This window comes from Roseibium sp. MMSF_3247, from assembly GCF_030733765.1.
GTDB lineage: Bacteria > Pseudomonadota > Alphaproteobacteria > Rhizobiales > Stappiaceae > Roseibium.
This window is the reverse complement of record NZ_JASHII010000001.1, coordinates 730,882-756,962: the sequence shown is the minus strand read 5'-3', so window position 1 is coordinate 756,962 and position 26,081 is coordinate 730,882. Positions and strand designations below refer to the sequence as shown.

Sequence of the window (26,081 nt, the reverse complement as noted above, 5' to 3'; positions counted from 1 at the left end):
CACCATGCATATCGCTACAAATATGGTCGCAGTTCGGCCCATTTGGTACTGAATCTACCCGATGCGAATCAAAAAAGACTGGTTAATCATGCCTTAAGACAGCGCAGCCTCCGAATCCGTAAGCTCCTGTAAAACCTGTTTTTGGCAACTTGTCCCCGACTATGCGCGCAATGCGGCTCCAAAATGACCCGCACACCAAATCAGTGCCCCGGTTTCTCCCGCGCTAGCCGCGTTAGAGGGTACCGCTTTGCCCGTTATCCGGCAATTAGGGATTGAAATCAAATACACATGTCGTAAGATTACCTTACGTAAGCTTTTGTTCTTCAGCCGTCTCACAGGAGCAGAAAGGCGTTCAAAATGCCCATGCCGGGGCGATCATTGCGGTCGGAACCATTCGAAGAAGGTTCAACCACAAACGACATATCCCCCTCATTCCAGGGTCCACTTTTGTCGGGCGGTCAGGGCATAACAAGCCCGGCAAAAGCTTCACGATCCAAGCCTGGACAAAATGACCTCGGGTCCCGAGCAGATGCCGTCCTAGGTTCTTTGAAACACATCCTCAACAGCCCAGAGTTCAAATCAGCGCCTCAGTTGCAGGCCTTCCTGCATTTCGTGGTCGATGCGGCCCTAAATGACCAGACCGAGAAACTTAAAGGGATCACAATCGCAATTGAGGCTCTTGGGCGCGATGCAAACTTCGATCCGGACAAAGATCCAATCGTCAGGGTCGAGGCGGCTCGGCTGAGATCACGGTTATCCAAATACTATGAGGGATCAGGGGCGTCAGATCCGGTGAGGATCTCCATCCCGAAGGGCGGTTATGCGCCAGCTTTTGAATTTGCGAACATGAAGGGCACATCCGGCGTCCCTGCATCAGCCACCCCACGACAGGACGATCCGTCGGCGGAACACCTTTCAGCAGCCCCCACAACCATTGACACCAGCAATGCCTCTTCGTCAGATTCGGGAATAGAAGAACCGCCAGGACCACGCGACCTGCCAAAAACTGCTCATTTAGGCTCACACAGTGGACGTGCACTGCTCAAAAACGCAATGTCCCGTCCGCGAATTCCCATTGGCTGGCTGCTTGTCACAAATGCCGTTTGCTTGGTGGCCGGATACTGGGCAGGCAGTGAATAACTTCCGCGTTTCAATGCCTTTCCGGGCAAAAACTGCATTTTGCGCTTTGTGACAACGCTTTGTTTACCCTGTTTGGCGAATTATCCCATTAGTCAATCTTTCGAGCCCCGAAGGATTATGACCAAAGCGATGGGAGTTACCCTGCGATGGGGAGTAAAGAGGGCAAGACCTTGCCTGTGATTGTACGTGTTTTGGACGCATCGGCGTCTGAAGCAGCCCGCACATCGGCAGTCTGTGCGAGACTATCGGCCGAGTGTTCTGAGCCAATCCTCTATACCGATACCGCTCCCTGTCTGCAGGACCTTGCTGATAAGACCACAGACATTCTCATCATTGATCTGGAGACGATTGGCGGCGACGAAGCACTTGAGGCTTATGCGGTCCGCTGCCCCAAGGCCGTTATTCTCGCGGTGTCCTCGATGGGGTCTGTTTCCCGCGCGGTCAGTGCAATGCGCGCCGGGGCTCATGATTTTCTGACAAAACCATTCTCTCTGGATGCGCTGGCATCAAAAATCAGCTTCCAACTGCAACAGCGTCGGCCTGTTACAAAGCCCTGCCAACAGACGCCAGATCGTACGGTCCAGATCGAGGCAGTAAGTCAAGATAACTTGCCAGCACCGCGCAGTCTTCCTGAACCCAAACAGGCTTTGGGGCTCGACAGACTGATCGGCACCTCCCCCGCAATGCTGGACATTCACGATCAAGTCCGACGCATGGCACCATCGCAGGCCCCTGTTTTCATTACCGGTGAATCTGGAACCGGAAAGGAACTATGTGCGGCCGCAGTGCATGAACTCTCAGATCGGAATTCTGGTCGATTTGTGACTTTGAATTGCGCGGCTATTCCCCGGGATCTGATTGAGAGTGAAATCTTCGGCTATGTCCGAGGTGCTTTCACTGGTGCTGCCGACAATCGTGCCGGCGCAGCAGAACAAGCTGACGGTGGCACGCTGTTCCTTGACGAAATCGGCGAGATGGATCTGCTGTTGCAAAGCAAGCTTTTACGTTTTTTGCAAACCGGCACGTTCCAAAGGCTTGGCGACACGGCAAGCCGGAAGGTAGATGCCCGGATCATATGCGCGACCAATCGGGACCCATTGACTGAAATCACGGCCGGCCGCTTCCGCGAAGACCTTTACTATCGTTTACATGTTCTGCCAGTGCATCTTCCTGCCTTGCGGGAGCGGCGGGAGGACATTCTACCGTTGGCCGAAGATTTCCTGAAACGGTATTCAGGTGAGGAACGCCGCAACTTCCGCGGTTTTGACGCAGATGCAGAAGCGCGGATCGTCTCTTACGGCTGGCCCGGAAATGTCCGCCAGCTTGAGAACACGATCCGTCAGATTGTCGTGATGAATGATGGCGCTGCCGTTACCCACGAGATGCTTCCTCTGGTCATTCGCGATGCGCAATCGCGCCCGAACGGCATTATAGACCTGTCGCGCGAACGATCTCGCGCAGCTCCGGCCAGTCGGCCATTCGGTGCGATTGAACCTCTCTGGGCTCAAGAGCGCCGCATTATCGAAGATGCACTCGATGCGTTTGATGGGAACATAGCCATGGCCGCTGCGGCACTGGAGATCAGCCCATCGACAATTTATCGCAAAAAACAATCCTGGTCCGCCCGCAGCCTTTAACCGGCTATGTTTACCGCAACGCACACATTTCCTTGTTTCTTGGCGACGCTCGGTCTATATCGGCAAAATCGCTAAGAAAAGACAAGATCTAAGGGCGGCGGGGATTTATATGACGAAGCAGGCAAGCCGGTTTAAGCTTGGGCGGAATTCCACTTCTCTTGCATTGGTGTTCGGGATATTCGTGGCGGCGGGCTCCGCTGTTGCTCAATCTCGTGACTACAAGTCTCCCTCCCCGGCATTCACGGAAGCGTTGACAGCTTTCGATGCCGCATGGACTGCAGACGGCCTTGCTTTTTCAACTGTGACGTTCACAGACGGTCCCGGCAGTGGATATGGGAAGTACACTGCTACAGAAAACAATGTGTTTTCAGCCGGTGAGACGATCGCGCTTTATGCTGAGCCTGTCGGATATGCATTCGATCAGTCGCAAGACGGTTACACATATAAACTAGCCGCCAGCTATCGCCTGATAAACACATCAGGTCAGGTCTTGAGCGAACAATCTGATTTTGCAGAGTTCACCGGCACGACCCGATCCAAGCAACGCCAACTTTCGGCCAGCTTGTCATTTCAGTTCGATGGTTTGCCCGAAGGCGACTATGCACTCGAAGCCACTTTTGCCGATCAAATCGGCAATCAGACAGCCGGTTTCAAGCTTCCATTTACAATCCAGGCCGCCAACTGATCCGCATCTAAAATAAGACTCGCAGCGTTGGAGCATCGACCACGCTCAGCCCGCGGCTGAACGCAGGGAAATCCAAGCGTTAACAGTGTCGTACCAATGTGCCGGATCTGGCCAGAAAATCTTCCTTCCGCCATTGACAAGCCCCTCCGCGATACATAAATCCTTGGGCGTTGTTAGCACTCGCCACTAGGGAGTGCTAATCGCGGATGGGAGGGGTAATTTCTCCTGTTCTCAGTAACCCAATAATCATGTCTCGCGCGCTGCCTATTGCGTGGGGCGCGCTCATGAGAGGAAACAGTCTTATGGCATTTCGTCCACTTCACGACCGTGTCGTAGTTCGCCGCGTCGACTCCGAAGAGAAGACCGCTGGTGGCATTATCATCCCGGATACCGCTAAGGAAAAGCCGCAGGAAGGCGAAATCGTTGCAGTTGGCAACGGTGCGCGTGACGACAGCGGCAACGTTGTTGCTCTTGATGTCAAAGCAGGCGACCGCGTTCTGTTCGGCAAATGGTCCGGCACTGAAGTCAAAATCGACGGTGAAGACCTCCTGATCATGAAGGAATCCGACATCATGGGCGTGATCGCTTAATTCAGCGAACCGCTTTTTGATCTCAATCGTAAATTCCAGAATAAGTGAGACGACTACATGTCTGCTAAAGAAGTAAAATTCTCGTCTGACGCACGTGAGAAAATGCTCCGTGGCGTCGACACCCTCGCAAATGCCGTTAAAGTAACGCTCGGCCCGAAAGGCCGTAATGTCGTTCTCGACAAGGCCTTCGGCGCACCGCGCATCACCAAAGACGGTGTTTCCGTTGCCAAGGAAATCGAACTCGAAGACAAGTTCGAAAACATGGGCGCACAGATGGTGCGTGAAGTGGCTTCCAAAACCAACGACATCGCTGGTGACGGCACAACCACTGCAACCGTTCTTGCTCAGGCTATTGTCAAAGAAGGCGCCAAGGCTGTTGCTGCCGGCATGAACCCGATGGACCTGAAGCGCGGTGTAGATCTGGCCGCTGCAGAAGCCGTCAAGGCTCTGATGGCTGCTTCCAAAGACATCACCACGTCTGAAGAAGTTGCTCAGGTTGGCACAATCTCCGCTAACGGCGACGAGCAGGTCGGCAAAGACATTGCTGAAGCCATGCAGAAGGTTGGCAACGAAGGTGTAATCACCGTCGAGGAAGCCAAGTCTCTGGAAACCGAGCTGGAAGTCGTTGAAGGCATGCAGTTCGACCGTGGTTACCTGTCTCCGTACTTCGTAACCAACGCCGACAAGATGCTGGCTGACCTTGAAAAGCCGTTCATCCTGCTGCACGAGAAAAAACTCTCCAACCTGCAGGCCATGCTGCCGATCCTGGAAGCTGTTGTTCAGTCTTCCCGTCCACTGCTCATCATTGCAGAAGACGTTGAAGGCGAAGCGCTGGCAACTCTCGTTGTCAACAAGCTCCGCGGCGGCCTGAAAATCGCAGCAGTCAAGGCACCGGGCTTCGGCGACCGCCGCAAGGCCATGCTGGAAGACATCGCGATCCTGACCGGCGGCACCGTGATCTCCGAAGATCTTGGCATCAAGCTGGAAAACGTGACCCTCGACATGCTCGGCACCGCTGAGAAAGTTGCGATCACCAAGGAAACCACCACCATCGTTGACGGTGCAGGTTCCAAGGACGACATCAACGGCCGCGTTGGTCAGATCAAAGCTCAGATCGAAGAAACCACTTCCGATTACGACCGTGAAAAGCTGCAAGAGCGTCTGGCGAAACTCGCTGGCGGTGTTGCTGTGATCCGTGTTGGCGGCGCGACCGAAATCGAAGTGAAAGAGAAAAAAGATCGCGTTGATGATGCTCTGAACGCAACCCGCGCTGCTGTTGAAGAAGGCATCGTCCCGGGTGGTGGTACAGCTCTGCTGCGTGCGAAGAAAGCTGTCGAAGGCCTGGCCAACGACAACGCTGACATCGCAGCTGGCATCAAGATCGTCCTGCGCGCTCTGGAAGCTCCGATCCGTCAGATCGCTGAAAACGCTGGTGTCGAAGGCTCCATCGTTGTCGGCAAGATCCAGGAAAACGACGACACCACCTTCGGCTTCAACGCGCAGACCGAAGAATTCGTCAACATGATCGAAGCTGGTATTATTGACCCGACCAAAGTTGTCCGTACTGCTCTGCAGGACGCAGCATCTGTTGCCGGTCTCCTGATCACCACCGAAGCCATGGTTGCTGAGCTGCCGAAGAAAGACGCAGCACCGGCAATGCCGGGCGGCGACATGGGCGGCATGGGCGGCATGGGCTTCTAAGCCAGCCACTCACAAGTCTTACGGAAAGGGCGGCCCTCGGGTCGCCCTTTTTGCTTTTTCCCGGCTGTATACTGCGCAACATACTGCTGCTCACATACCGATGGCTGAGACGTCCTTGTCTTAGAACCCGCATTTGGCGGGCTAACGACAATGGTGTGCAGGGCATTAGGTATGACAGTTCAAGACGACAACACTTTAAAACTGATCACCGCCAAGAACCGACTTTTCGGAACCATCGACCTCACGAAACAAGCCGTCGACAGCAACTACAAAAACAGTCTGACACTCAAGGTCGGCCAGATACCAAGCACTTATTTCTTCAGCTCGGCGTTGTTTGAAAACACCTCAACTCGCTACAGACCGTTTCACCCCCAAGGCTTTATCGCAACCTCCAGTGAAATGCGTATGTATTGGGTCCTTGCAGGATATTGGAACACGATCGGAAACCTAAGAAGCGCATTGTCGACAGATTTCGCGCCGATCAATCCGTCGCTTCCGGACACAAAAGCCTCGATACCGGCATTTTATCAAAGCCGGTATTTCGTCTATGCCCCAATTGGCGTCGACAAAACCGGTGTGGAGGCATCCATCCGGATGATGCAGAAACAAGCAACTCCTCTATCGACCGATGCGCTGGTCACCATGAACCGCGATGATAAAGGCGGAGACAAAACGGCTACCTATTACATCAACGAGGGAGCTCTACAGGGGATGTTCTGGGCATCGAAACAAGGCGGCTGGAATTCGGGATCAGGTCAAAACACCAACCGTTTGTTCCCTTTTGAGATTATCGATTACCCTATCCCGGACACAGCTTTCCCGGAAGCAGCCGCACGTGGGAGCGATTTTCCAGAGGCCTTGAAAGTTGTACCGGCAGATAACCGTGTCCATTTCGGGCACTCCCTGATGACGATCGACGCCATTGAGACCTATTACAAAGATCCAAACATGCAAGTCGGCTTGGAGAATGTCATAACCGGTGCCGACTTGTGGACACGCATGCTTCGATTGGGCGCCTATGCTCAAAGTCTCGGATATTCGGCCAACGCCAGGCCGTTTGGTGCCCAATACATACAATCGGGCACCAACTATCTGTCTTTGAAGGAAGCTGGAGACTTAAATCGGCAGAAACAGCTTGTGACAGAACTTATCGCTAATTTTGTAGATAATTAGAGTGTGTACCGATCGAAGCCGCGGGTGCTGCCAAATGCTTTCTGCACTTTCTTTTCAATTACGAGGTCATTGAAAGAGCTCGTGTTAGGCAGCCCGGACCTGACCAAGGAAGTCTTCAACCTGAGAGCGCAAGTTCCTAGCGTGATCCGAAAGGTCGACAGCAACTTCAAGAACTTCCTTGGCTGCATTGCCCGTGTCGGAAGCGGCTTGTGCAACATCATTGATGGTGTGACCGACCTCAGCAGTGCCAGAGGCTGCCTGCTGCGTACTGGCGGCGATTTCACGTGTCGCGATGCCTTGTTCACTCACAGCACCAGATATCGTATCAGAGATATCCTTGATCCGGCCAATCGTTTGACTGATCGACTGGATCGCTTCAACAGCCTCCCCAGTCGCTGACTGCATACCCGAGATCTGCGAACCGATTTCTTCGGTTGCTTTGGCTGTTTGAGTTGCGAGGTTTTTCACCTCAGAGGCCACAACTGCAAACCCTTTCCCAGCCTCGCCAGCACGCGCCGCCTCAATGGTTGCGTTCAGTGCCAGAAGGTTCGTTTGTTCTGCGATGCCGCTGATCAGTTCGATGACCTCTCCGATCTTGCTCGCTGCATCTGCCAATCCACGGACCGAGTCGTTGGAGCGCTCCGCTTCTGCATTGGCCTGGTTGGAGATTTCCGCTGATTCTGCGACCTGTCTGTTGATCTCCCCGATGGAAGCCGACATTTCTTCCGCGGCCGAGGCGGCTGTTTGTACATTCTGCGATGCGTTTTCCGCCGAAGAAGCAACGGTGTTTGCCTGTTGCTGGGTCTGTTCAGCAACGGACGACATGGACTGTGCCGTCGATTGCATGCGAGACGAGGAGTCCGTCACTGTGTCGACAATTCCCATCAGAGCAGTTTCGAACTGATCAGCAAGCGCATTCATCGCCGCCCGCTTCTCTTCCGCTGCCAGGCGCTCTCGTTCGACTTTTTCTAGCTCGAGTTGTTCGACTTCGAGAGCATTTTCGCGGAAGACGGCAAGCGCTCGCGACATCTGTCCGATCTCGTCGCGGCGGTCAGTTGCCGGCACATCCACGTCAGAGTTCCCACCTGCAAGCGCGGTCATAGACCCAATGATCTGGACAATTGGGCGCGAAATCATGCGTGAAATCAGCCAGTTCGCAACCAACCCGACCAGAGCCACCAGGGCCACGGTCAGTAGAAACAATTTCATAGCTTCTTGCGCGCCATTGAGTGTCGCTTCGGTTGCCTCAACCCTCAGACCGTCAACAACGGTTTTCAACTTGTCGACATCACCAACAAGACTGGCGTGAAGTTGCGTCGCATCATTCATGAAGATGCTTGCAGTTGCGACATCCAAGGTTGCCATATCGGCTGTACCAAGGGCGGATTCTGAGTACTCTTTGGCGTGCTTAATCGCCCCTTCTTGGAGCTCTGCCAGATCGGCGTTGTTGAGCTTGGACAAATCCAAAGCTTCAAAGTCTGCAACAATCGCCTTGAGCTGTGCTGTTGACTGTTCGAACTTGGAATTGATTTTGTCCATGTCCGATTCATTTTGCGCAGTTGTCATCAAGTCATAGAGGGACAACTGAGCGCTCGAGAGGTTTTCCTTAACGCGGTTCATGTCCGCAAAGGCTTTGATTTGAACATGGCTCAGATTTTCAACGGCAGCGCGTTGCTGATCGATCGCCATGAAGGAGATGACAGAAACAATTCCCAATCCCACCAACAGGATGACCGGTGTGACGAACATCTTTTTTGCTAAGGCAAGGTTGGCGAACCAGTTCATTTTTCCATCCAATATTGCATTTTAAATTGAAGGCCGATGGCCGAAGCGGCCATCGGTATCATTTGGTTGGCTAAGGCGTGCAGTGGCGGGCCTTACTTGTAGATTCCAACGCCGCAGATGTGATCGCCAGCGGACTTAACTACGGACGACTTTGGCTCGATTTTCTTCGAAACCGGGTTCGGCCAACGGTAGTCAACCCAGCCACCACCAGATTTGCCCGTGCTCACAAGTTCCATCACGAACTCTTTGCCATCAGCATCTTTTAGGCCAGACAGATCCCGGCCAATTAGTTTTGCGTTCGCCCCGTGAGCAACCGTTACACCCGCATCATCGAAGCAGAAAACGTAGAGATCTCGATCTTGCCAACCCTTATCGGTGGCGGAGAAGTCTGCGAGTGCCGTTTCCGCCCCAGCAGACTGGTAATGCGCCACGGCTTTGTCGAGCATTGCCGTTGCTTCATCTGCCGTGCCGCGATCTGCTGCAAATGCAGTGGCGGATCCAGCCATCGAAAGTCCGGTAATCAGGAGTACCGCGATTTTTGATTTGATCATTCCCTTATCTCCTCCTGAGACGTCATCAAAGATGCTCTCAACAGAAGAGAGAAAACCTAATATTCGGATAATGGAATTAATTGGAGTTGATACCGATCAAGTAATCAATTTCTATTTTTGATTTAATAAAAATATATATACAATCCAAATTGAGAGGCGTATTTTGCGCCGCACAATAAAATTCCTATTCCTGCCACCTCTATACTTAATACTACCAATATACAACCTATGAATGAAAATGCTTCTTTGTTCTGACCTGTCCCCACTCTTTTCGGCGACGTGTATTTTCTTCCAATTGCCATTGATTCTCTGAACGAAAAACCCCTCAAAATTACCTTACGACACTTTCAAATCCCATTTATTTCAAGGGCATCCCTTGCAGATACCCACCACGCGATACAACCAAAATCGAAGGTTCAAACACGACTCGGTCCGCTGATATGGCTCGCCAAGTTCGCGGCAAACCAACGCTCAAAATCCGCTAACGAACGCACACAAAATATCCAGGTCCGGGCCTATACTTTTTTTGTTTTTCTCAAAAAAATCAGTGCCACGTACCATGTTGCAACCTGGTTCCACCATCCAACAGATTCGTTTGCCGTAAAGCGGGAATGGCACTAGACAGTGACCGAAGATTGTTTGATGCGAAGAGACCCCTATGAGTGCCGAACTGAACAGTAGGCTCGAAAAACTGGAGATCGATCTTGCGCACGCCACGCACACAATCGATGAGCTGAATGGCGTTGTCGTTGAGCAAGGGAAACAGATTGACCGGCTGACCCGAAAACTCCTCAACATGACCGATCAGGTCGAAGAGTTGATTGAAAACGTGTTGCCTGGTCACCAGGTCGAGAAGCCGCCACACTATTGAGCCCCGACAGGGCGGCCGCGTGTTGACGAACCGACAGAACAACACGGGTTATCGATGACCGTTTGAGTGCCCATCTTGCCACTTGCGCTCAATGTGATAGTTCGCTTACGTATAATGCGGTGCATATACACATATAAATAACGCCAAGGACACTGAGATGCAGAACCTGCGCTTGACCCTGAAATCCCGTCCCGAAGGAAAACTCGGACCGGAGCACTTCGACCGTGTCGAAGAAGACATGGGACCTCTGGCAGATGGCAAGGCGCGCATTCGTGTCGTTTATGTCTCTCTGGATCCAGCCATGCGCGGTTGGGTGTCGCCGGACACAAAGAGCTATATTCCGCCAGTTCAATTGGGTGAGACGATGCGCTCGTTGGGTGTTGGCGTTGTTGAGGAGAGCAAGTCTGATGCATACAAGGTCGGCGATTGGGTCTCCGGCACACCAGGCTGGACGAAATATGTCGACGTGGCTCCAGGCGAGATCAGCGTTGTCCCGCAAATGGACCGGATCGAGCACTATATGGGCGTTCTTGGCCTGCCAGGGGTGACCGCCTATCAGGGCCTGGTCATTGAGGGTCAACCGAAGGAAGGCGAAACGCTCTGTGTGACTGGAGCCGCCGGGTCGGTTGGCTCTTTGGTCGGCCAGATCGGCAAGGCGCTCGGACTGCGTGTGATCGGTATTGCGGGGACTCAGGAAAAGTGTGACTGGCTGACCAAGGACCTCGGCTTTGACGCAGCTCTCAACTACAAGACCGACGATCTGAGCAAAGGGCTTGCCGAGTTCGCCCCGGACGGCATCAACCTGCATTTCGAGAATGTCGGTGGTGCGCCCTTCAAGGCAGCCTTCCGCAATATGGCCGCGCATGGCCGTATGATCTTCTGCGGGTTCATTTCCGCTTACAACGGCGATATCGATCCGGACCCGCTTGACATGACAACCATCATACGGCGGCGTTTGATGCTCAAGGGCTTTACCATGCCGGACCATTATGCATCTTACCCAATGCTATTTTCAGAACTCGGCAAACTCATGATGCAAGGCAAACTCAAATACCGGCTTCATGTTGAAGAAGGGCTAGAAAACGCACCTGTCGTCTTCAACAAGCTGTTCGATGGCAGCAATACAGGCAAGCTGGTGGTCAAGGTCTCGGACCTCTGATTATCATTGCCTTTTGAGAATATCGCCGGTGGAGCAATCCGCCGGTTTTTTCTGAGCAGAACTGAGAGTTTAGATTCCTTGTGAAATCTGTCGATTGATCCACCGCATGGCGGACCACGTCAAACGGACTAGTTTGGCCGGATACGAAACAGGTAGTGCCATGCGATACTTCCGCTATTTGCTCATTTTAGCCGCTCTCGGCGCGGCTTTTTCAGCATGGAGCTGGTGGTCTGCCAGACCTCCGAAGGTCACCGTCACTGAAGCGTTTATTGGATCGGCTGCGGACGTTGTTTATGCGACGGCCGTGGTCGAACCGGTCAACTGGGCAAAGGTCACGTCCATCTTACGGGAACGCATCGTGTCCTTGTGCGGCTGTGAGGGCATGGTCGTGCAAAAGGGCGATCAGCTGGCCGAGCTCGACAGCGGCGATGCGCGGGCGGCACTTGCGGAACTGGAAGCCCGCCAATCCCTAGCGAAATCTGAGAGTGAGCGGGCGCTGCAGCTGCTGGAGCGCCGGGTCATCAGCCAGCATCTTTATGACCGCGCGCAAAGCGAACTTGTCCAGGTCAATGCCGTTATAGCCGCACAAACAGAACGCCTGCGGGACTATAGGATCGTCGCGCCGATGGATGGCGTGGTTTTGCGGCAGGACGGGTCTGTCGGCGAGGTCGCTGAACCCGGTGACATCCTGTTCTGGATCGGCCAGCCCAAACCCTTGCAACTTGTCGCAGAAGTCAATGAGGAGGACATTCCAAAAGTCGCCGCGGGCCAAACAGCGTTGGTTCGCGCGGACGCCTTTCCGGGGCAAGACCTCACTGCGACCGTTGCCCGGATCACGCCCAAAGGGGATCCGGTGCTGAAGAATTACCGCGTCTATTTGGATCTTCCAAAGGACACGCCACTTCACATCGGCATGACAACTGAAATCAACATAGTCACTCTTGAAAAGCCGGAAACGGTGCTCGTACCGGTGGCCGCTCTCGATGGTCAGCGGCTTCAGACTGTTTCCAGCAGCAACACCGTTGAAACTATAGTGGTCGAAACAGGAATTACCGGAACCCGCGCTGTCGAAATTCTCGACGGTCTTGCTGACGGAGATGCTGTTCTCCTGCCGTTTCGCGACGATCTCTCTGATGGCCAGAAGGTGGAGCCGGTGGCTGAGGGCACACCAGAATGATCCTTCAGCTCCGCATCGCTGCGACCCATGTGCGCAACAGGCTCCGGCAAACGGTGGTCTCCACGCTTGGTGTTGCACTCGGTGTTGGGTTTTCCATTGCCATGGCCGCCCTCATGGAGGGTTCTCAACATGACTTCATGGCAACCTTAATCGACGCCATTCCGCATGTGGAGATCAAGGATGATAAGCGGACGCCAACAGCCCAACCGGCCAGCTCCGTTTATGATGCTGTTGCCTTTCGCGGTTTGCGGCCGTTGGAGGACTTGCGTGGGATCCGCAATCCTACGGAAGCGTTAGCGTCGCTGCGAGATTGGGTTGACGGCGACATCGCACAGCGCCTGACGGGTCAGGCTGTGCTGCGCTACAGCGGTCAGGACATCGGCATGACGCTGATTGGTGTCCGCCCAAAGCAGGAACTTCTTGTGTCCAACATTGGCGAGGACATCCGGGAGGGGGCCTTTGAGGACCTCGGTACAACCTCCAACGGATTGGTTCTAGGCGACAAGGCAGCCGAACGACTTGGCGCTGACCTTGGAGACACGGTCACGTTGACCTCAGCAAACGGGGTCGCGAAACGGTTCAAGATTGTTGGCCTGTTCCATACCGGGATCACCACCAGCGACGAAAGCCTCGCCTATGCGCCTCTCAAAGCCGTCCAGATCCTTTTGGAAAAACCCGACATCATCAACGCCATCACGATCCGGCTGAGAAACATCGATGAAGCCGTCGCAGTTGCTGCAAGGGCCGAGCGGCAATTGGGCTACAAGTCAATCTCCTGGGAAGAGGCCAATGAAGGGCTGATGGAGGCTTTCTTTGTCCGCAACGTGATCATGTTTACCGCTGTCGGCGGTATTCTTCTGGTCGCCGGTTTCGGGATCTACAACATCATTTCAACGATCGTGCATGAAAAGGCCCGGGACATTGCCATCCTGAAATCGCTGGGGTTTCCGGAACCCGACATCCAACAGATTTTCGTCCTGGAGGGTTTGGTGATCGGTGTGCTCGGAGCACTTGTCGGGTCTGCACTTGGATTTGGATTGTCGAGTTATCTTGCAACAATCAAATTCGAGGTCACCACCGACATCGAAATGACCCGTCTGCCGATATACTTTTCTCATGTGCATTACATGATCGCCAGTGGTCTGGCGCTTCTGTCTGCGGGCATTGCCGGTTTTGTGCCTGCCAGAAAGGCCGCCGCGCTCAATCCTGTCGACATCATCCGGGGCGCGACCTGACATGAACGTTGCCCCAACCCCAGCCACCCCTGCCCCACTTTTGGAAACGCGAGGCTTGACCCGCATTCTCCCGGCCGTAGTTCCGGTCACCCTTGTAGAGGACATCTCGTTTTCGATCGGCTCATCGGAGTTCGTCGCAATCACCGGCCCATCGGGCTCCGGAAAATCGTCTCTATTGTATCTGCTTGGACTTCTGGACCGGCCGACGGAGGGCGAAGTCTTGATTGGCGGCCGCAAGACGCACGATCTATCGAAGACCGAAATGGCTCACTTGCGGCTGGAAAAGATCGGCTTTGTCTTCCAGTTCCACTTTCTCTTGCCGGAATTCACCGCTCTGGAAAACGTTATGATTCCAATGCAAAAACTCGGCGCTCTGGCTGCAGCTGAGCAAAAAGACCGCGCGGCGGGTCTCTTGGAAGATCTCGGCCTGGAGGACTTTTTGCACCGGCAACCTGCCCAATTGTCCGGCGGGCAGCGTCAACGCGTCGCCGTTGCAAGAGCGCTTGCCAATGCGCCGGACCTGATCCTTGCAGACGAGCCGACCGGCAGTCTCGATTCTGTCGCGACAGAGCAGGTGTTTATGTCGCTTCAATCGATTGTCGATCAACAAAGAACCACAGTGATAGCCGTTACGCACGACATGGATATTGCCGGCCGTATGCAGCGTCGCATTCATCTGGTCGATGGAAAAATCGACTATGACCGCAATCAATAACCGTTGTTGTCCTTCGGTTCTTGGATGACTTGCCAAAAAACGGAACCCATGGCATAAGCCCGCCATCATCAAGAGAAGGGCTGGCGCCCTCGCCAACCTGCCGACCGGGCAAGGTGGTTTCCGCAACAGGGATGCGGCCGTCCAGACACTCAAAAGAGGCTGCGCGGCAACGAAGCGGTAGTTTTCATGCGCCAGTCCTCCTCGGGCAACCGATGGAGGATTTTTTGTTTCAAGACGCACTGGCCGGACAAGCTGCCGAGTTGATCAGATACCAGGACGCCGAAGAGGCCGATCAGACAGCGGCCGAGATCTGGCAATCTACCGCAGAAGATTGTGTGCTGGCCCGCATGAAGACCATTCGGGTGTATGGCGGACTGCCACGCCACAAACGCCGGTTGACCCGGCATGAGCGGGTCGACCGCTTACAGGCCTTGTTGCGCCTTTGGGCCAATGGCTGCATTTGCGCGGTCGATGAGGAGCTGTTTGCGGACCTGCTGGCGCGCAGATCCTTGCGCGCCTGATTACTGCGGAGCCGGAGTGTCCTTGGGGACTGGACGTGGCTTGCCTTGGTCATCAACGGCGACCATCGTGAAAATCGCTTCGGTGACTTTTTCCCGGCCGCCGAAACGGTGGCGCAAAGCCCAGGCTTCCAGTTTGATTTCCATGGAGCTTGTCCCGACGCGGCCGACGCTTGTGTAAACACACAAGACGTCTCCGACATGGACCGGGCGGATGAATTTCATCTTGTCGACTGCGATCGTGACAACGCGGCCCTGCGCTCTTTGCCCCGCGGCAATCCCACCGGCGAGATCCATCTGAGAAAGTACCCACCCGCCAAAGATATCACCAGATGCATTGGTGTCGGCCGGCATTGCCATTGTCCGGAGGGTCAGTTCCCCTTGCGGTGTTTCTTCACTCAAAGCGGTCGCTCCAGTTTCGTGTTTTAACGAGCCTAGCCCAACCGCTTCAAAACACAACGCTATCAATCAGATAATCAGCATCAGAATGGCCATGATCCAAAGCGGCATTGGTGCTGCAATCCAGATCAACAGGATGGGTAAGCCACGATGTGCCCATTTTGAACTGAACATGAGTGTCTCCTGCAAACTTAGAATACTGGGATTTCGTAGTAAGTCAGTGCCGCCAATGCGGTCATTCCGACCGCAAAGGCGAGTTTGGCGCTGCCAATCAGCGTTCGCCCCGCCAGATCGAGGCGTGGCAAAGGCATGGATCTGGAATCCAGGTACATGGACACCATCATTCCGATGAAGACCGCGAACCACAAAACAACCAGACCTTCGGCCACCAAGACGATTGCCGGTAACATGAGCCCCTCCTATCAGGCTTGTTCAGTAAAGAGTTCCGCCGGCGGTGTACTGCCGGCAAAACCGAACGTTGCGAGCCACAGGCTCTGAGCAATCCGTTCGGCAATGGCGATGATCTCTTCGGCAACGTCCGAAACAAAAATCTCGCGTGCTACCGGGCGGAATACGTCGAGCCAGTCGCCATAATCCGAGCTGACCACTTCCTTTAGTTTCAGGTGTTCCGGAACCGGCTTGCCTTTGTAGGTCCCGTTTTTCAGGAGAACGGACTGCCAAAACCGTTCCATCTTCTCAAGGTGCTCCGGCCAACGCCCTCCGAGACGCTTTTCAAAGATCTCACCGAGATGGGGTTGCTGGCGCAAGGTCCCATAGAATGAATGCACAAGGATCCGGATCGTCTCGGGAGTGACTTCGGCGTATTGCACCTCGCAGGCGCTGTCGGAGCGGACGACCGCGCCGCCTGTTTCCTGTGGTGTTTGTTTGATTTGCATCGCAGCCTCATAACATTCATTTAAAATGCATCTTTTAAATGACAGAAGCGCACGCTAAAATCAACATATAAAATGAATGTTTTGAAAGTTCTGGAAATGCGCCTCAGTCAAGCCAGTGATTTTGCCTTGAGACTTCTGATGGCAATCAGCCAATCAGATGCCCCGCAGACAGTTGACAAATTGACTGCGCAACTTGGCCTGGCGAAATCCCATGTCATGAAAATCGTGGCTCAGCTTGCCAAGGCGGGCTACCTGGAAACGACCCGGGGCCGTGGCGGCGGGATCCGCATTGCCAAAGAGGCCGATGACATCCGCATTGGCGATGTGGTGCGGTTGATTGAACCGGATCTCGGCGTGGTCGCGTGCCTCAAGAATGAACCGGCAAGCTGCCCGTTTTTACCGCGCTGCGCGCTTAAGGGCGCGATGGCGAGGGCGGCGGAGGCGTTCCTCGACAGCCTAAATGAACAAACGCTTGGTTCGATCCTGGCCGGCACGCAGAGGATATGAAGGTTTGGTGTCCTGACTAAAGTGTCGAAGCTTGTTCCAGGAAATCCACCTGTTCCAGGCAATAGTAGCCGGAGATCCGGCTGATCGTTCCAGAGCGTTTCCAATCGTTCAGGACCCGGCTGACATTCTCACGGGCAGCTCCGGCCATGTTGGCAATGTCAGCCTGACTGAGCTTGTAGTGGATGAGGACGCGGCCATCATCGAGAGGCTTGCCGAACGTTTCGGCCAGCTGCAGCAATGTCTGCGCGACACGTCCTGGAAGCGGCAGGAAAGAACGCGCTGCCAGGACGTCGTTGGCATGGCGCAAACGTTTGCCGACGATGGACAGCATGTGGCGGTAAACGGCGGGGTTTTCATCGGCGAACCGTTCAAAGGCGGACTTTTCAATGAATGCCAGCTGCGCTTCTTTCAAAACGCTGACCGTTGCAGACCGGGGACGGCCATCCAGCAAGGCAAGCTCACCAACCAGATCGCCTGGTCCGAGAACCGCAAGCAACTGCTCATCCCCATCAACTGACAGGATCGACACCTTCAAAGAGCCCTCCAGAACAGCATAACAGCCGTTTCCAGGATCCCCGTTTTCGAAAAGAGTGGCATTGGCAGCCATTTTTATCGGGCGGGCGAGTTTTGACAGCCCGAGCGCCAATTCCGAATCAAGCCCTTGTAAAGAAAAGCTGTTTTTCAGAAAATCATCGATCTTTGCCACACCTGCCCCCTGCAGACATTGCCGTTAAACCGGCCAATTTCGAAATACGCGCATTGTTGTGATGTGCATCACGTGCCCATGCGCAAACTACCCCTATATTGAAAAACATGGAAGCGGGGTTGCCCCTCCCCCTCTTCCGGACCTCCACGAAAAACGGCTCTGTTCCCCCCAGAGCCGTTTTTTCGTTTGGATTGCTGTCCAAGCCCTCAATTCAGGAAAACATCCTTTTTTTCCAGCGTGTGAAAGAAACGGTCACTCGCCAGGACATCATACTGACACTCCCGGATCGCGATCTTGGCTTTGGGTTCCTCCCGGCGTAACCGATCGTCGGCCCGGCCTGGGATGGCTGCCACAAAGCTCATGTCTGCCATCCCGTCAAAATGATTGTGCAGAAGACGGTGCAGTTCTTCCCTGTCACTGACCTCTGGCAGCGGATCTGCCTTGGGCAAGAACTTCAAATCGTAGGGCTTCGCCAAGCGCTGAAGCCGGAGTGTTTTCAGGCCCGACCGCACCGGAGAAATGATATGCGGCGGCGTATCAAATCCCGCGTGTCCGATTGCCTTGAAAACTGTTCGGGCCACACTGCTGCGCGCCAGCATCCCGTCTCGAACGGCAACGAAGTCCGGCTGCCGCTTCATCAAGACCGTGTAGCGGCCCAGTTGCGCCAGCGTTTCTTCCAACAGCAGCTCATCGGGGAGAAGCCGCAAAAGCGCCAGGCGGTTCATCTTAGAACGGGAAAACATGCGATCGCCGAAGGTTTGATGCATTCGGCTGCTGACGGGCGATACCCTGTCGCCGGTAAAGGCCAGCGTGATCCCAAAGAGTGTACGAGAACTTGAGGCCTTGACGGTTTCGATCAGTGGCCGGAATTCCCGCGGCCACAAGTCCGTCGCAACGAGCGCGCCAAGCGCACTGATACGCCCTTGCTCGGCGAGATCACGCAGTGCGCGGTCAACCCCGAATGCAAGACCGTAGTCCAAAGCTCCAAGCGTAATTCTTTTCATGCAGCGCGGTAAAGATACATAAGAAACGACACGCTCCTCCCTGCAAAACTTCGTAGAGTTTTGCAAGTCTTATCGTGACATCCGTCTCTAATTGAGTCGGCGTTACTTGGTCTCTAGTGGATCAAGAGCATCCGTTTTCCGGCCGGAGAGCCTATAGACGACCAGCTCTTCCAGAGGCACACCCTTCACCAATCGCTCCAGAACCGCGACCTGCTGTACGGTTTCAAACCGGGCCTTGAGAACATCTGCTTGGTCGCGGCGGCTTTCAGCGACATACAGCCCAGCGCCGTCAAAATCAGCCTCTTGCGGCTCTGGCGCCATGATGTAGCGGATCCGCTGGGTAAACTGGTGAACCGGCACCGTGTCTTTCATGAGGAAGTCGATTTGACCGTTGAGGCCATAGCCGGAGGTCAGAACAAAGGCCGCGTCCGTCTTATCGACCACGTCTTTCAGAGCCGAGCCGATTTCCGGCCATCCGCGCAGCTGATGGGTCGGGTCTTTTCGCGCGAACTGCCCTGTAAAGGCCGAGACAGCATGGAGCTGAACGGCAAATGCGATCACAAGGCCAAGGCAGACACCGGTTGTGGCAAGCTTGACCCAGTTTCTTGAGCGGCCTTGAAGATCGCCTACAAAGACCGCTGCCATCAATGCAATCACCGGAAACAACGGCGCTGGCCAGTTGGCCTGCACGCGCGAGTGCAGCGAGTGATAGGCAAGATAAATCAGGAACGGCAGCACGGTCAGGATGATCAAGGAGGCGACCACATCCTGTTTCAAAAAGCGGCCGAACAAACGGGCGGCGCCAAACGCTGCCAAAAGTGCGATCAACGGATTGAGCAGACCGACAAACGCGCCGATAAACTCAAAGATGTACTTGGCGGTATACCCATCACTGCCGGCCCGCCCGAACTGTTTGTAGAAGCTGACCCAGTCGTGCAGATGGTTCCAGTAGAGCACCGGCGCGAACGTCAGGACCGCAATCAATCCACCGGCCCAGAGCTGCCAGGTCAACAGCCAGCGGCGAGCGTCCGGAACCCACAAGAGCCACAGCACGATCCCCGCCCCGAGAAACAAAACCGAGTATTTCGACAAGAGCCCACACCCGGCCATCAATCCGATAACCAGCCACCAGTTTGCATTTTTGGAAGTGATAAGCTCGGCCAGCGCCCAAAAACTCAAGCCCCAAAACAGGACCGACGGGGCATCCGGTGTTGCAAGGATCCCGCCAATACCGACCAGCAAGCTGGTGTTCAAGAACAGGACTGCCCAACCGGCGACGCGGGCATCAAACAGGATGGAGGCCGTCCGCCAAAGTGCAAGCAATCCGATAAGGCCGGAAAAGATAACCAATGACCGTACCGCAAACACGGTGTCTCCAAAAACGGACTGTCCCGCTGCAATCCACCAGCCGATCATCGGTGGATGATCATAGTAGCTGAGCGCAGGATAAAGCCCCCAGATCCGGTAATAGGCTTCATCCTCGACAAAATGCGCGTGGCTTGCGGCTAAAATCTTGAGAGCCATCAGGGCCACAACAACCAGCACGAGTCCGGCTGGCCGAAGAAAAAAGGGCAAGTCTTCAGAGCTGTGTGCGTTGGTCACGAATGCCTCAGCTTTTCCGCCAGGTCAGTGCAGAACTTGCCGCATAATTCCAGACTGCACCCATGATCGCACCTGCAGCGCCCGCAAACCACCAGTACGCCGGATCGGCATATATAAGGTTGGCAACACCGACATTTGCCAGAACGCCAACAGAACAGACAGCGTAGAAGGTCAAGAGACCGATCAGCGCTCCAAGACCGCGCAGGCGCCGGTCCCGGTAGGTCAGCTGGTTGTTTAGGAAAAAGTTCGACGTCATCGCAACAAAAGACGCTGCGGTCTGTGACATGTTGAAACTCATGTCTGACAGCAGGAACATACGCAAGGCTGCCAAGTGAACAACAAGGCCGCTGGCACCAACAAGGCCGAACATCAGGAAGCGGACAGAGACGATGTCGCCGAAATACTTGGCGAGCAGCAGGCCGAAGTAATCCAGCGTAACCAGGGTGTCGAGCTTGCTTTCGCCGTGCTGGCGCTCTCTGAACGTGAACGGCAGTTCCTTGATCTTCAAGGTACCGGCAGCTGACGACACCAGATCAAGCAGGATTTTGAAGCCTTGCGGCGACAGTTTCGGGGCCAGCTCTTCGGCTTTCTCCCGGCGCACCATGAAAAATCCGCTCATGGGATCGCTGAGCGTTACATTCAAAAGCTTCTGTGCAAGCCCGTTGGCGATGTTGGAGCCCCAAGCCCGGACCTTGGACAGTCCTTCGCCGACGGTTCCGCCTTCCACTTTCCGGCTTGCCACCACAAGGTCGATGTCACCTGACTTGATCTCGGAAAGCATCTTGGGCAGCAACGTCTCGTCATGTTGCAGGTCAGCATCCATCACTGCGACATACGGTGCGGAAGAGGCGAGGATCCCCTCAATACAGGCTCCGGACAGTCCGCGCCGGCCGATACGCCGGATCACACGCACGCGCGGATCGGTCAATGCCAGCCTCCGCCCAACTTCTGTGGTACCGTCCGGGGAATTGTCGTCAACGACGATCGCCTCCCAGGCAGTCCCGGCAAGCGCCTTGTCCAACAGGCCAATGAGGATTGGAATGTTCTCGGCCTCGTTGAAGCTAGGCAAAATGATGCTCAGCTCAGCGGGCAACGCTTCGCGTTTCAAAGAACGCGGTGCGCTGATCTCTCCGCCCTGATCACCCACCAGGTTCACGACGCCGTCCATAGTTGTTCCAATTCCAGGCCTGACAGATCCAGCCGCCAACTTTCAGAGCGCCGGGTCTCACTCGCGCGGACCATAGCCCGGCGCAGATTAAATACAAGAAAGAACGCACCGATCGCCCTATGTCAAACAGCTGCAATCGGGACTGCGATCCGTTGCCGTCCTTTTAGCCCGGACTGTGATGCAAACAAGGCATGGCGCGGCCTTTTTTCATCTCGGTTAAGATGACTGTGTTTTGCCGGTCAGCACGATCCGCTCCCGCGCTTGCTCTCAGAACCGCTTTCGTCTAGGACAACCGGCAACATCACAAGACTTTTCCAGATGCGTTCGCCAAAGGGTGCATGCGCGGAAAACCCGCCAGGACACAAAGATCTCATGGCCAAAAAACCAAACAAACTGAAGGCGCGCTTGCCGCGTGGCTTCGTTGACCGCTCTGCCGCCGATATCCGTGCCACAGACGAGATGCTGTCCAAGATCCGTCAGGTTTACGAAAGCTACGGGTTTGACCCGGTTGAAACACCGGCCTTCGAATACACCGACTGCCTTGGCAAATTCTTGCCCGATACAGACCGGCCGAATGCCGGCGTCTTCTCCGTACAGGATGATGACGAGCAATGGATGAGCCTGCGGTATGATCTGACCGCGCCACTCGCCCGGCATGTCTCGGAAAACATTAACGAAATTCAGCTACCCTACCGCACCTATCGCAATGGTTGGGTGTTCCGGAACGAAAAGCCGGGGCCGGGCCGGTTCCGCCAATTCATGCAGTTCGACGCCGACACCGTTGGTGCACCAGGTGTCCAGGCCGACGCTGAAATGTGCATGATGATGGCGGACGCCATGGAAGCCCTCGGCATTCCACGCGGCCAGTACGTCATCCGCGTGAACAACCGCAAGGTTCTGGACGGTGTGTTGGAAGCCGTTGGTCTCGGCGGTGAAGACGATGCCGAACGCCGTCTGACTGTCCTGCGGGCCATGGACAAGTTCGACAAGTTTGGTACCGAGGGTGTCCGTCTCCTCTTGGGCGACGGACGCAAAGACGAAAGCGGCGACTATACAGACGGCGCTAAACTGTCAGCTCCGGCGATCGATGCCATTGTAGAAATTCTGGAAGCTTCTGCGATCGACGATCTGATCGACTACACAAACGATCTGACTTTCAAGACCGCCGCGCTGTCCAAGTTTGCGATCAACGAGAGTTTCGAGGCTGGCTTTCGCGAATTGAAACTGATCTCGGATCTTGTGACTTCCGCCGGGTACCAATCCGACCGGATCTCAGTCGATCCATCCGTGGTCCGTGGCCTGGAGTACTACACCGGGCCTGTCTATGAGGCCGAACTCCTGTTCGACGTTACCAACGAAAAAGGTGAAGTTGTTCAGTTTGGGTCTGTCGGCGGTGGTGGCCGTTATGACGGGCTGGTCAAGCGCTTTACTGGCCGCGACGTGCCTGCAACCGGCTTTTCCATTGGCGTCTCGCGCCTTATGACGGCGCTGAAAAACCTTGGCAAACTGCAAACAGCCAATGTCGTGGCACCGGTGCTGGTAACCGTTATGGACGGCGACACCGAAGCGCTCGGCCGCTATCAGAAAATGGTTCAGGACCTACGCCAAGCGGGTATCCGGGCCGAGATGTATCAGGGCAACTGGAAGAAATTCGGCAACCAACTGAAATATGCTGACCGCCGTGGTTGTCCGATCGCCATCATTCAAGGTTCGGACGAGCGTGAGGCTGGCGAAATCCAGATCAAGGACCTGATCGAAGGCGCCCGGCTGGCCTCAGAATCAACCGACGTCGACAATGTCACGTGGCGGGAAAGTCGTCCGGCTCAGGTCACGATAAAAGAAGCGGACCTAATCGAGACCGTTCGCGGAATTTTGGATGCGCAGGCCGAAGACCGCAGACAGGCAAACGGGGACTGATATGGCAACCGCGGGCGACACAAAGGATCTCGATCCAGCAAAAATTGATGCGGTCCTGGATCTGTTTCAGGCGGCCGGACACGCTTTGGTGTCGCCGCCCATGCTGCAGCCGGCAAATGTTTTGCTTGATCTCATCGGTGAGGACATTCGCCGCCGCCTTTACTTGACACAAGGGGCAGACGGCGCGGATTTGTGCCTCCGGCCGGATTTTACAATTCCTGTATGCCGTCACCACGTTGCGCATGGCGACAACACCCTGCCGACCGGCTACTGCTACCATGGCCCTGTGTTCCGCCAGCGCCCGGACGGACTTGGCGAGATCCCGCAAATGGGCGCAGAAAGCCTCGGCCGTACTGATATTGCCGAAGCAGACGCTGACTTGTTGGCCCTGGCGATTGAAGCCCTGAGCACCTTCGGTCTTGAAGATGTCTCCATCCGGATTGGCGATGAGACGATTTTCGCAGCTGTGCTAGCAGGGCTCGGTCTCCCAGCCGTATGGCAGCGCCGCCTGCGTGACCTTTTTGGCGAAACCGACAAATTGGCAGCAGCTGTCGAGCGGATGGCCGGTGGTACGACAAACGACGACGAGACCCGCGATGTACGCCTCGGTTTTCTGGCAGCGCTTGAGGGCGCTGATCCAAAAGCGGCACATGCGGTGGTAGAGGATCTTTTGTCGATTGCTGGAATTTCTGCCGTTGGCGGGCGTACACCTGCTGAAATCGCCGACCGCTTCCTGGAGCAAGCCGCTTTGACCCGCGGAACCTCAGGACACGGGAAGGCAGCGGATGCTCTCAAGAGTTATCTCGCGATTATGACTGATGGCGCCAACGCGGTGTCGGCACTCAACGCCTTTGCGGCGAAGTACGACCTGGACTTGAGGCAGCCGATTGCAGCGTTTGAGCAGCGTTTGGAAGCGTTGACGAATAAGGGCATTGAACCGGCCCGGCTGGCGTTCGCGGCCGACTTCGGACGGCGGCTCGACTACTACTCAGGTTTCGTTTTCGAAATCCATGGCGGAATAGAAACTCACGACGGCCCGCTCGTCGGCGGTGGCCGTTACGACAAGCTGGTCACGCTGCTGGGCGCAAAAACGGATGTTCCGGCGATTGGATTTTCCATGTGGCTGGACCGGATTGCAGCGCGGATCGGAGGCTAACCCATGAGCAAACTTGTGATCGCGGTTCCCTCCAAGGGCCGGCTTCAAGAGAACACACATGCCTTTTTCGGCCGTGCCGGTTTGAAGGTAACGCAACCGGGCGGGGCCAGGAATTATCGAGGTGCCATCAAAGGCCTGCCGTCGGTGGAGATCGCCTTCCTGTCCGCTTCTGAAATCGCCCGCGCACTGGCCGACGGTGCTGTCCATTTCGGCATCACCGGACTGGATCTGGTCGATGAAAACATTGCCGATCCGGCAAGTGCCGTCCACATCGTGACACCGCTCGGGTTCGGCCACGCCGATGTCGTGATTGCCGTCCCGAAATCCTGGATCGATGTGGAAAGCATGGCGGATCTCGGCGATGTTGCGTCCGACTTCCGCAACCGCCACGGCCGCCGCCTGCGGGTCGCCACAAAATACATCAACCTGACCCGGGCTTTCTTTGCAAAACATGGCATCGCCGATTACCGGATCGTGGAAAGCGCCGGTGCCACCGAAGGCGCTCCTGCGGCTGGCTCTGCAGAACTGATCGTCGACATCACGTCCACCGGCTCAACCCTTCAGGCCAATAACCTGAAGGTCTTGTCTGATGGTGTGATGTTGATGAGCCAGGCCAATCTGGTGGCCTCCCTCAATGCTGACTGGTCGGAAACGGCCCTCAGCGGGGCTCGGGAAATCCTCGACCGGGTCGCAGCTGAAGAAGCCGCGCGCAATGTGAAACTGGTCAAGGCTGTGGTCGATGACCGGACACAAGCGCTTCGGGCGGTTAGCAATGTCGGCGCGATCCAGCGGTTTTCCGAATCGGGATCGACCGGTTATGTGAGCGTGTTGTGCCCGAAGGACGCTGTCGCTGCCTGCGCCAAATTGCTGATCGCGGAGGGCGCAGACACCGTGACGGTGGAGACACTGGATTACGTCTTTTCAAAAGACAATCCGCTGTTTGCGCCGCTGAAGGAAAAGGTTGGCGGATAACAGCCAACCTCAATTCGCACTAGCTCGGCCGCTGGAATGCTCTGCGGGCCTCTTCAACGGGTTCCCGGCAGCAGCACCCTTCCAGGTGATCGTTGACCATGCCCATAGACTGCATGAAGGCATATACTGTGGTTGGGCCAACGAAGCTCCAGCCCCGTTTTTTGAGGTCCTTCGACAGCGCAGTGCTTTCTTCTGTTTTTCCAAGTGTCTTGGCGACCGCGAAGGTGATTTTTGATGGCCGGTTTTCCGACTTTGGCTCATAAGACCAGAAATAAGCCGCCAGAGATCCGTATTCCTTTTTCAACTCGATCGCGCGTTTGGCATTGTTGATCGTAGACTCGATTTTTTTGCGGTGACGGACAATCCCGGCGTCGCCAAGGCATCGTTCAACATCTGCTTCCGTGAAATTCGCAACTTCTTCAAATTCAAAGTTGGCAAAGGCGGCCCGAAACCCTTCGCGTTTTCTAAGGATCGTCAGCCAGGACAAGCCAGACTGAAATCCTTCCAGGCAGATTTTTTCAAAGAGACGCCGGTCATCATCCACCGGCCAGCCCCACTCCGTGTCATGGTAATGCAAATAGTCTGGCAAATTGCCATGCCACCAGCAGCGCTGCTTGCCATCGACCCCAAGGAGCAGACCGGTCTCCGGATCCCGCTCTGCCTTGATGGTTAGTCCTGCCTCGACCATTGCGCCTCTCAATTATTCACGTTTTGTTCCACCCCATTTGCTACACGAGATGACCGAGAGGTGCAATCTGAGACTTCGGCGTGCAGTCAACAAAAAACCCGGCTCAATGGCCGGGTCTTGTAGATCTTA

The 26,081-nt window shown here is 55.2% G+C and carries 26 protein-coding genes and 1 riboswitch; of the genes, 16 read left to right on the top strand and 10 right to left on the bottom strand.

Annotation, left to right across the window (positions count from 1 at the left end):
* The first annotated feature begins 546 nt into the window (after window positions 1–546).
* The 6 genes from RBB44_RS03370 to RBB44_RS03345 all read left to right on the top strand — a co-directional run bounded on the left by RBB44_RS03370 (window position 547) and on the right by RBB44_RS03345 (window position 6,926).
* Window positions 547–1,140, top strand: a complete 594-nt coding sequence (locus RBB44_RS03370) for a hypothetical protein (RefSeq protein WP_306149869.1) — start codon at window positions 547–549, stop codon at window positions 1,138–1,140.
* Between the two features lie 146 nt (window positions 1,141–1,286).
* The gene (locus RBB44_RS03365; protein ID WP_306149868.1) at window positions 1,287–2,777 is read left to right on the top strand and encodes a sigma-54 dependent transcriptional regulator; all 1,491 of its coding nucleotides are present in this window, start codon (window positions 1,287–1,289) and stop codon (window positions 2,775–2,777) included.
* 109 nt (window positions 2,778–2,886) lie between these two features.
* On the top strand, window positions 2,887–3,462 hold the full coding sequence (locus RBB44_RS03360) for a hypothetical protein (protein WP_306149867.1): 576 nt from the start codon (window positions 2,887–2,889) through the stop codon (window positions 3,460–3,462).
* A 302-nt stretch (window positions 3,463–3,764) separates the two neighbouring features.
* The gene (gene groES / locus RBB44_RS03355; protein WP_008195263.1) at window positions 3,765–4,052 is read left to right on the top strand and encodes a co-chaperone GroES; all 288 of its coding nucleotides are present in this window, start codon (window positions 3,765–3,767) and stop codon (window positions 4,050–4,052) included.
* Between the two features lie 57 nt (window positions 4,053–4,109).
* Entirely contained in the window at window positions 4,110–5,753 is a 1,644-nt protein-coding gene (gene groL, locus RBB44_RS03350; protein WP_133948437.1) for a chaperonin GroEL, read from the top strand.
* A 171-nt stretch (window positions 5,754–5,924) separates the two neighbouring features.
* Window positions 5,925–6,926 (top strand): hypothetical protein, encoded by a 1,002-nt coding sequence (locus RBB44_RS03345; RefSeq protein ID WP_306149866.1) that lies wholly within the window; start codon window positions 5,925–5,927, stop codon window positions 6,924–6,926.
* 84 nt (window positions 6,927–7,010) lie between these two features.
* On the opposite strand, the gene RBB44_RS03340 is transcribed toward RBB44_RS03345, so the two are convergent.
* The gene (locus tag RBB44_RS03340; protein ID WP_306149865.1) at window positions 7,011–8,711 is read right to left on the bottom strand and encodes a methyl-accepting chemotaxis protein; all 1,701 of its coding nucleotides are present in this window, start codon (window positions 8,709–8,711) and stop codon (window positions 7,011–7,013) included.
* 92 nt (window positions 8,712–8,803) lie between these two features.
* Window positions 8,804–9,262: a cache domain-containing protein gene (locus tag RBB44_RS03335; RefSeq protein ID WP_306149864.1), complete on the bottom strand. Its 459-nt coding sequence runs from the start codon at window positions 9,260–9,262 to the stop codon at window positions 8,804–8,806.
* 658 nt (window positions 9,263–9,920) lie between these two features.
* Here RBB44_RS03335 and RBB44_RS03330 point away from each other — a divergent pair.
* The 6 genes from RBB44_RS03330 to RBB44_RS03305 all read left to right on the top strand — a co-directional run bounded on the left by RBB44_RS03330 (window position 9,921) and on the right by RBB44_RS03305 (window position 14,940).
* Window positions 9,921–10,133: a SlyX family protein gene (locus RBB44_RS03330; protein WP_306149863.1), complete on the top strand. Its 213-nt coding sequence runs from the start codon at window positions 9,921–9,923 to the stop codon at window positions 10,131–10,133.
* Window positions 10,134–10,290: 157 nt separating this feature from the next.
* Window positions 10,291–11,292, top strand: a complete 1,002-nt coding sequence (locus RBB44_RS03325; RefSeq protein WP_306149862.1) for an NADP-dependent oxidoreductase — start codon at window positions 10,291–10,293, stop codon at window positions 11,290–11,292.
* Between the two features lie 106 nt (window positions 11,293–11,398).
* Window positions 11,399–12,469 carry an efflux RND transporter periplasmic adaptor subunit gene (locus RBB44_RS03320; RefSeq protein ID WP_306149861.1) on the top strand — a complete coding sequence of 357 codons (1,071 nt, stop codon included), beginning with the start codon at window positions 11,399–11,401 and terminating at the stop codon, window positions 12,467–12,469.
* Window positions 12,466–13,704 carry an ABC transporter permease gene (locus RBB44_RS03315; protein ID WP_306149860.1) on the top strand — a complete coding sequence of 413 codons (1,239 nt, stop codon included), beginning with the start codon at window positions 12,466–12,468 and terminating at the stop codon, window positions 13,702–13,704. The genes RBB44_RS03320 and RBB44_RS03315 overlap by 4 nt, the downstream gene beginning before the upstream one ends.
* 1 nt (window position 13,705) lies before the next feature.
* Window positions 13,706–14,419, top strand: a complete 714-nt coding sequence (locus tag RBB44_RS03310; RefSeq protein ID WP_306149859.1) for an ABC transporter ATP-binding protein — start codon at window positions 13,706–13,708, stop codon at window positions 14,417–14,419.
* A 60-nt stretch (window positions 14,420–14,479) separates the two neighbouring features.
* A riboswitch (SAM-I-IV-variant riboswitch) is annotated at window positions 14,480–14,603 on the top strand.
* 40 nt (window positions 14,604–14,643) lie between these two features.
* Window positions 14,644–14,940 (top strand): hypothetical protein, encoded by a 297-nt coding sequence (locus tag RBB44_RS03305; protein ID WP_306149858.1) that lies wholly within the window; start codon window positions 14,644–14,646, stop codon window positions 14,938–14,940.
* Here RBB44_RS03305 and RBB44_RS03300 read toward each other — a convergent pair whose 3' ends face one another.
* The 3 genes from RBB44_RS03300 to RBB44_RS03290 all read right to left on the bottom strand — a co-directional run bounded on the left by RBB44_RS03300 (window position 14,941) and on the right by RBB44_RS03290 (window position 16,232).
* A complete protein-coding gene (locus tag RBB44_RS03300) occupies window positions 14,941–15,297 on the bottom strand; it encodes an acyl-CoA thioesterase (protein WP_133949632.1) in 357 nt (118 codons plus the stop codon).
* A gap of 230 nt (window positions 15,298–15,527) precedes the next feature.
* Window positions 15,528–15,746 carry a hypothetical protein gene (locus tag RBB44_RS03295; protein ID WP_306149857.1) on the bottom strand — a complete coding sequence of 73 codons (219 nt, stop codon included), beginning with the start codon at window positions 15,744–15,746 and terminating at the stop codon, window positions 15,528–15,530.
* A 12-nt stretch (window positions 15,747–15,758) separates the two neighbouring features.
* On the bottom strand, window positions 15,759–16,232 hold the full coding sequence (locus RBB44_RS03290; protein ID WP_306149856.1) for a group III truncated hemoglobin: 474 nt from the start codon (window positions 16,230–16,232) through the stop codon (window positions 15,759–15,761).
* Window positions 16,233–16,304: 72 nt separating this feature from the next.
* On the opposite strand from RBB44_RS03290, the gene RBB44_RS03285 reads away from it, so the two are divergent.
* Window positions 16,305–16,739 carry an Rrf2 family transcriptional regulator gene (locus RBB44_RS03285; RefSeq protein ID WP_306149855.1) on the top strand — a complete coding sequence of 145 codons (435 nt, stop codon included), beginning with the start codon at window positions 16,305–16,307 and terminating at the stop codon, window positions 16,737–16,739.
* 16 nt (window positions 16,740–16,755) lie between these two features.
* Here RBB44_RS03285 and RBB44_RS03280 read toward each other — a convergent pair whose 3' ends face one another.
* The 4 genes from RBB44_RS03280 to RBB44_RS03265 all read right to left on the bottom strand — a co-directional run bounded on the left by RBB44_RS03280 (window position 16,756) and on the right by RBB44_RS03265 (window position 21,219).
* Window positions 16,756–17,445: a Crp/Fnr family transcriptional regulator gene (locus RBB44_RS03280; protein WP_008195708.1), complete on the bottom strand. Its 690-nt coding sequence runs from the start codon at window positions 17,443–17,445 to the stop codon at window positions 16,756–16,758.
* A gap of 206 nt (window positions 17,446–17,651) precedes the next feature.
* Entirely contained in the window at window positions 17,652–18,449 is a 798-nt protein-coding gene (locus tag RBB44_RS03275) for a ChbG/HpnK family deacetylase (protein WP_306149854.1), read from the bottom strand.
* A 102-nt stretch (window positions 18,450–18,551) separates the two neighbouring features.
* A complete protein-coding gene (locus tag RBB44_RS03270; RefSeq protein ID WP_306149853.1) occupies window positions 18,552–20,051 on the bottom strand; it encodes a glycosyltransferase family 39 protein in 1,500 nt (499 codons plus the stop codon).
* A gap of 7 nt (window positions 20,052–20,058) precedes the next feature.
* Window positions 20,059–21,219, bottom strand: a complete 1,161-nt coding sequence (locus tag RBB44_RS03265; protein WP_306149852.1) for a glycosyltransferase family 2 protein — start codon at window positions 21,217–21,219, stop codon at window positions 20,059–20,061.
* 372 nt (window positions 21,220–21,591) lie between these two features.
* Here RBB44_RS03265 and hisS point away from each other — a divergent pair, with 372 nt between their 5' ends.
* Genes hisS through hisG form a run of 3 tightly spaced genes read left to right on the top strand, consistent with a single transcriptional unit; the run spans window position 21,592 to window position 25,264 of the window.
* Window positions 21,592–23,136, top strand: coding sequence for a histidine--tRNA ligase (gene hisS / locus RBB44_RS03260; protein WP_306149851.1), 1,545 nt, complete (start codon window positions 21,592–21,594; stop codon window positions 23,134–23,136).
* A 1-nt stretch (window position 23,137) separates the two neighbouring features.
* Window positions 23,138–24,292 (top strand): ATP phosphoribosyltransferase regulatory subunit, encoded by a 1,155-nt coding sequence (locus RBB44_RS03255; protein ID WP_306149850.1) that lies wholly within the window; start codon window positions 23,138–23,140, stop codon window positions 24,290–24,292.
* A gap of 3 nt (window positions 24,293–24,295) precedes the next feature.
* Window positions 24,296–25,264 carry an ATP phosphoribosyltransferase gene (gene hisG / locus RBB44_RS03250; RefSeq protein WP_306149849.1) on the top strand — a complete coding sequence of 323 codons (969 nt, stop codon included), beginning with the start codon at window positions 24,296–24,298 and terminating at the stop codon, window positions 25,262–25,264.
* 19 nt (window positions 25,265–25,283) lie between these two features.
* On the opposite strand, the gene RBB44_RS03245 is transcribed toward hisG, so the two are convergent.
* A complete protein-coding gene (locus tag RBB44_RS03245; RefSeq protein ID WP_306149848.1) occupies window positions 25,284–25,952 on the bottom strand; it encodes a DNA-3-methyladenine glycosylase I in 669 nt (222 codons plus the stop codon).
* Window positions 25,953–26,081 lie beyond the last annotated feature (129 nt).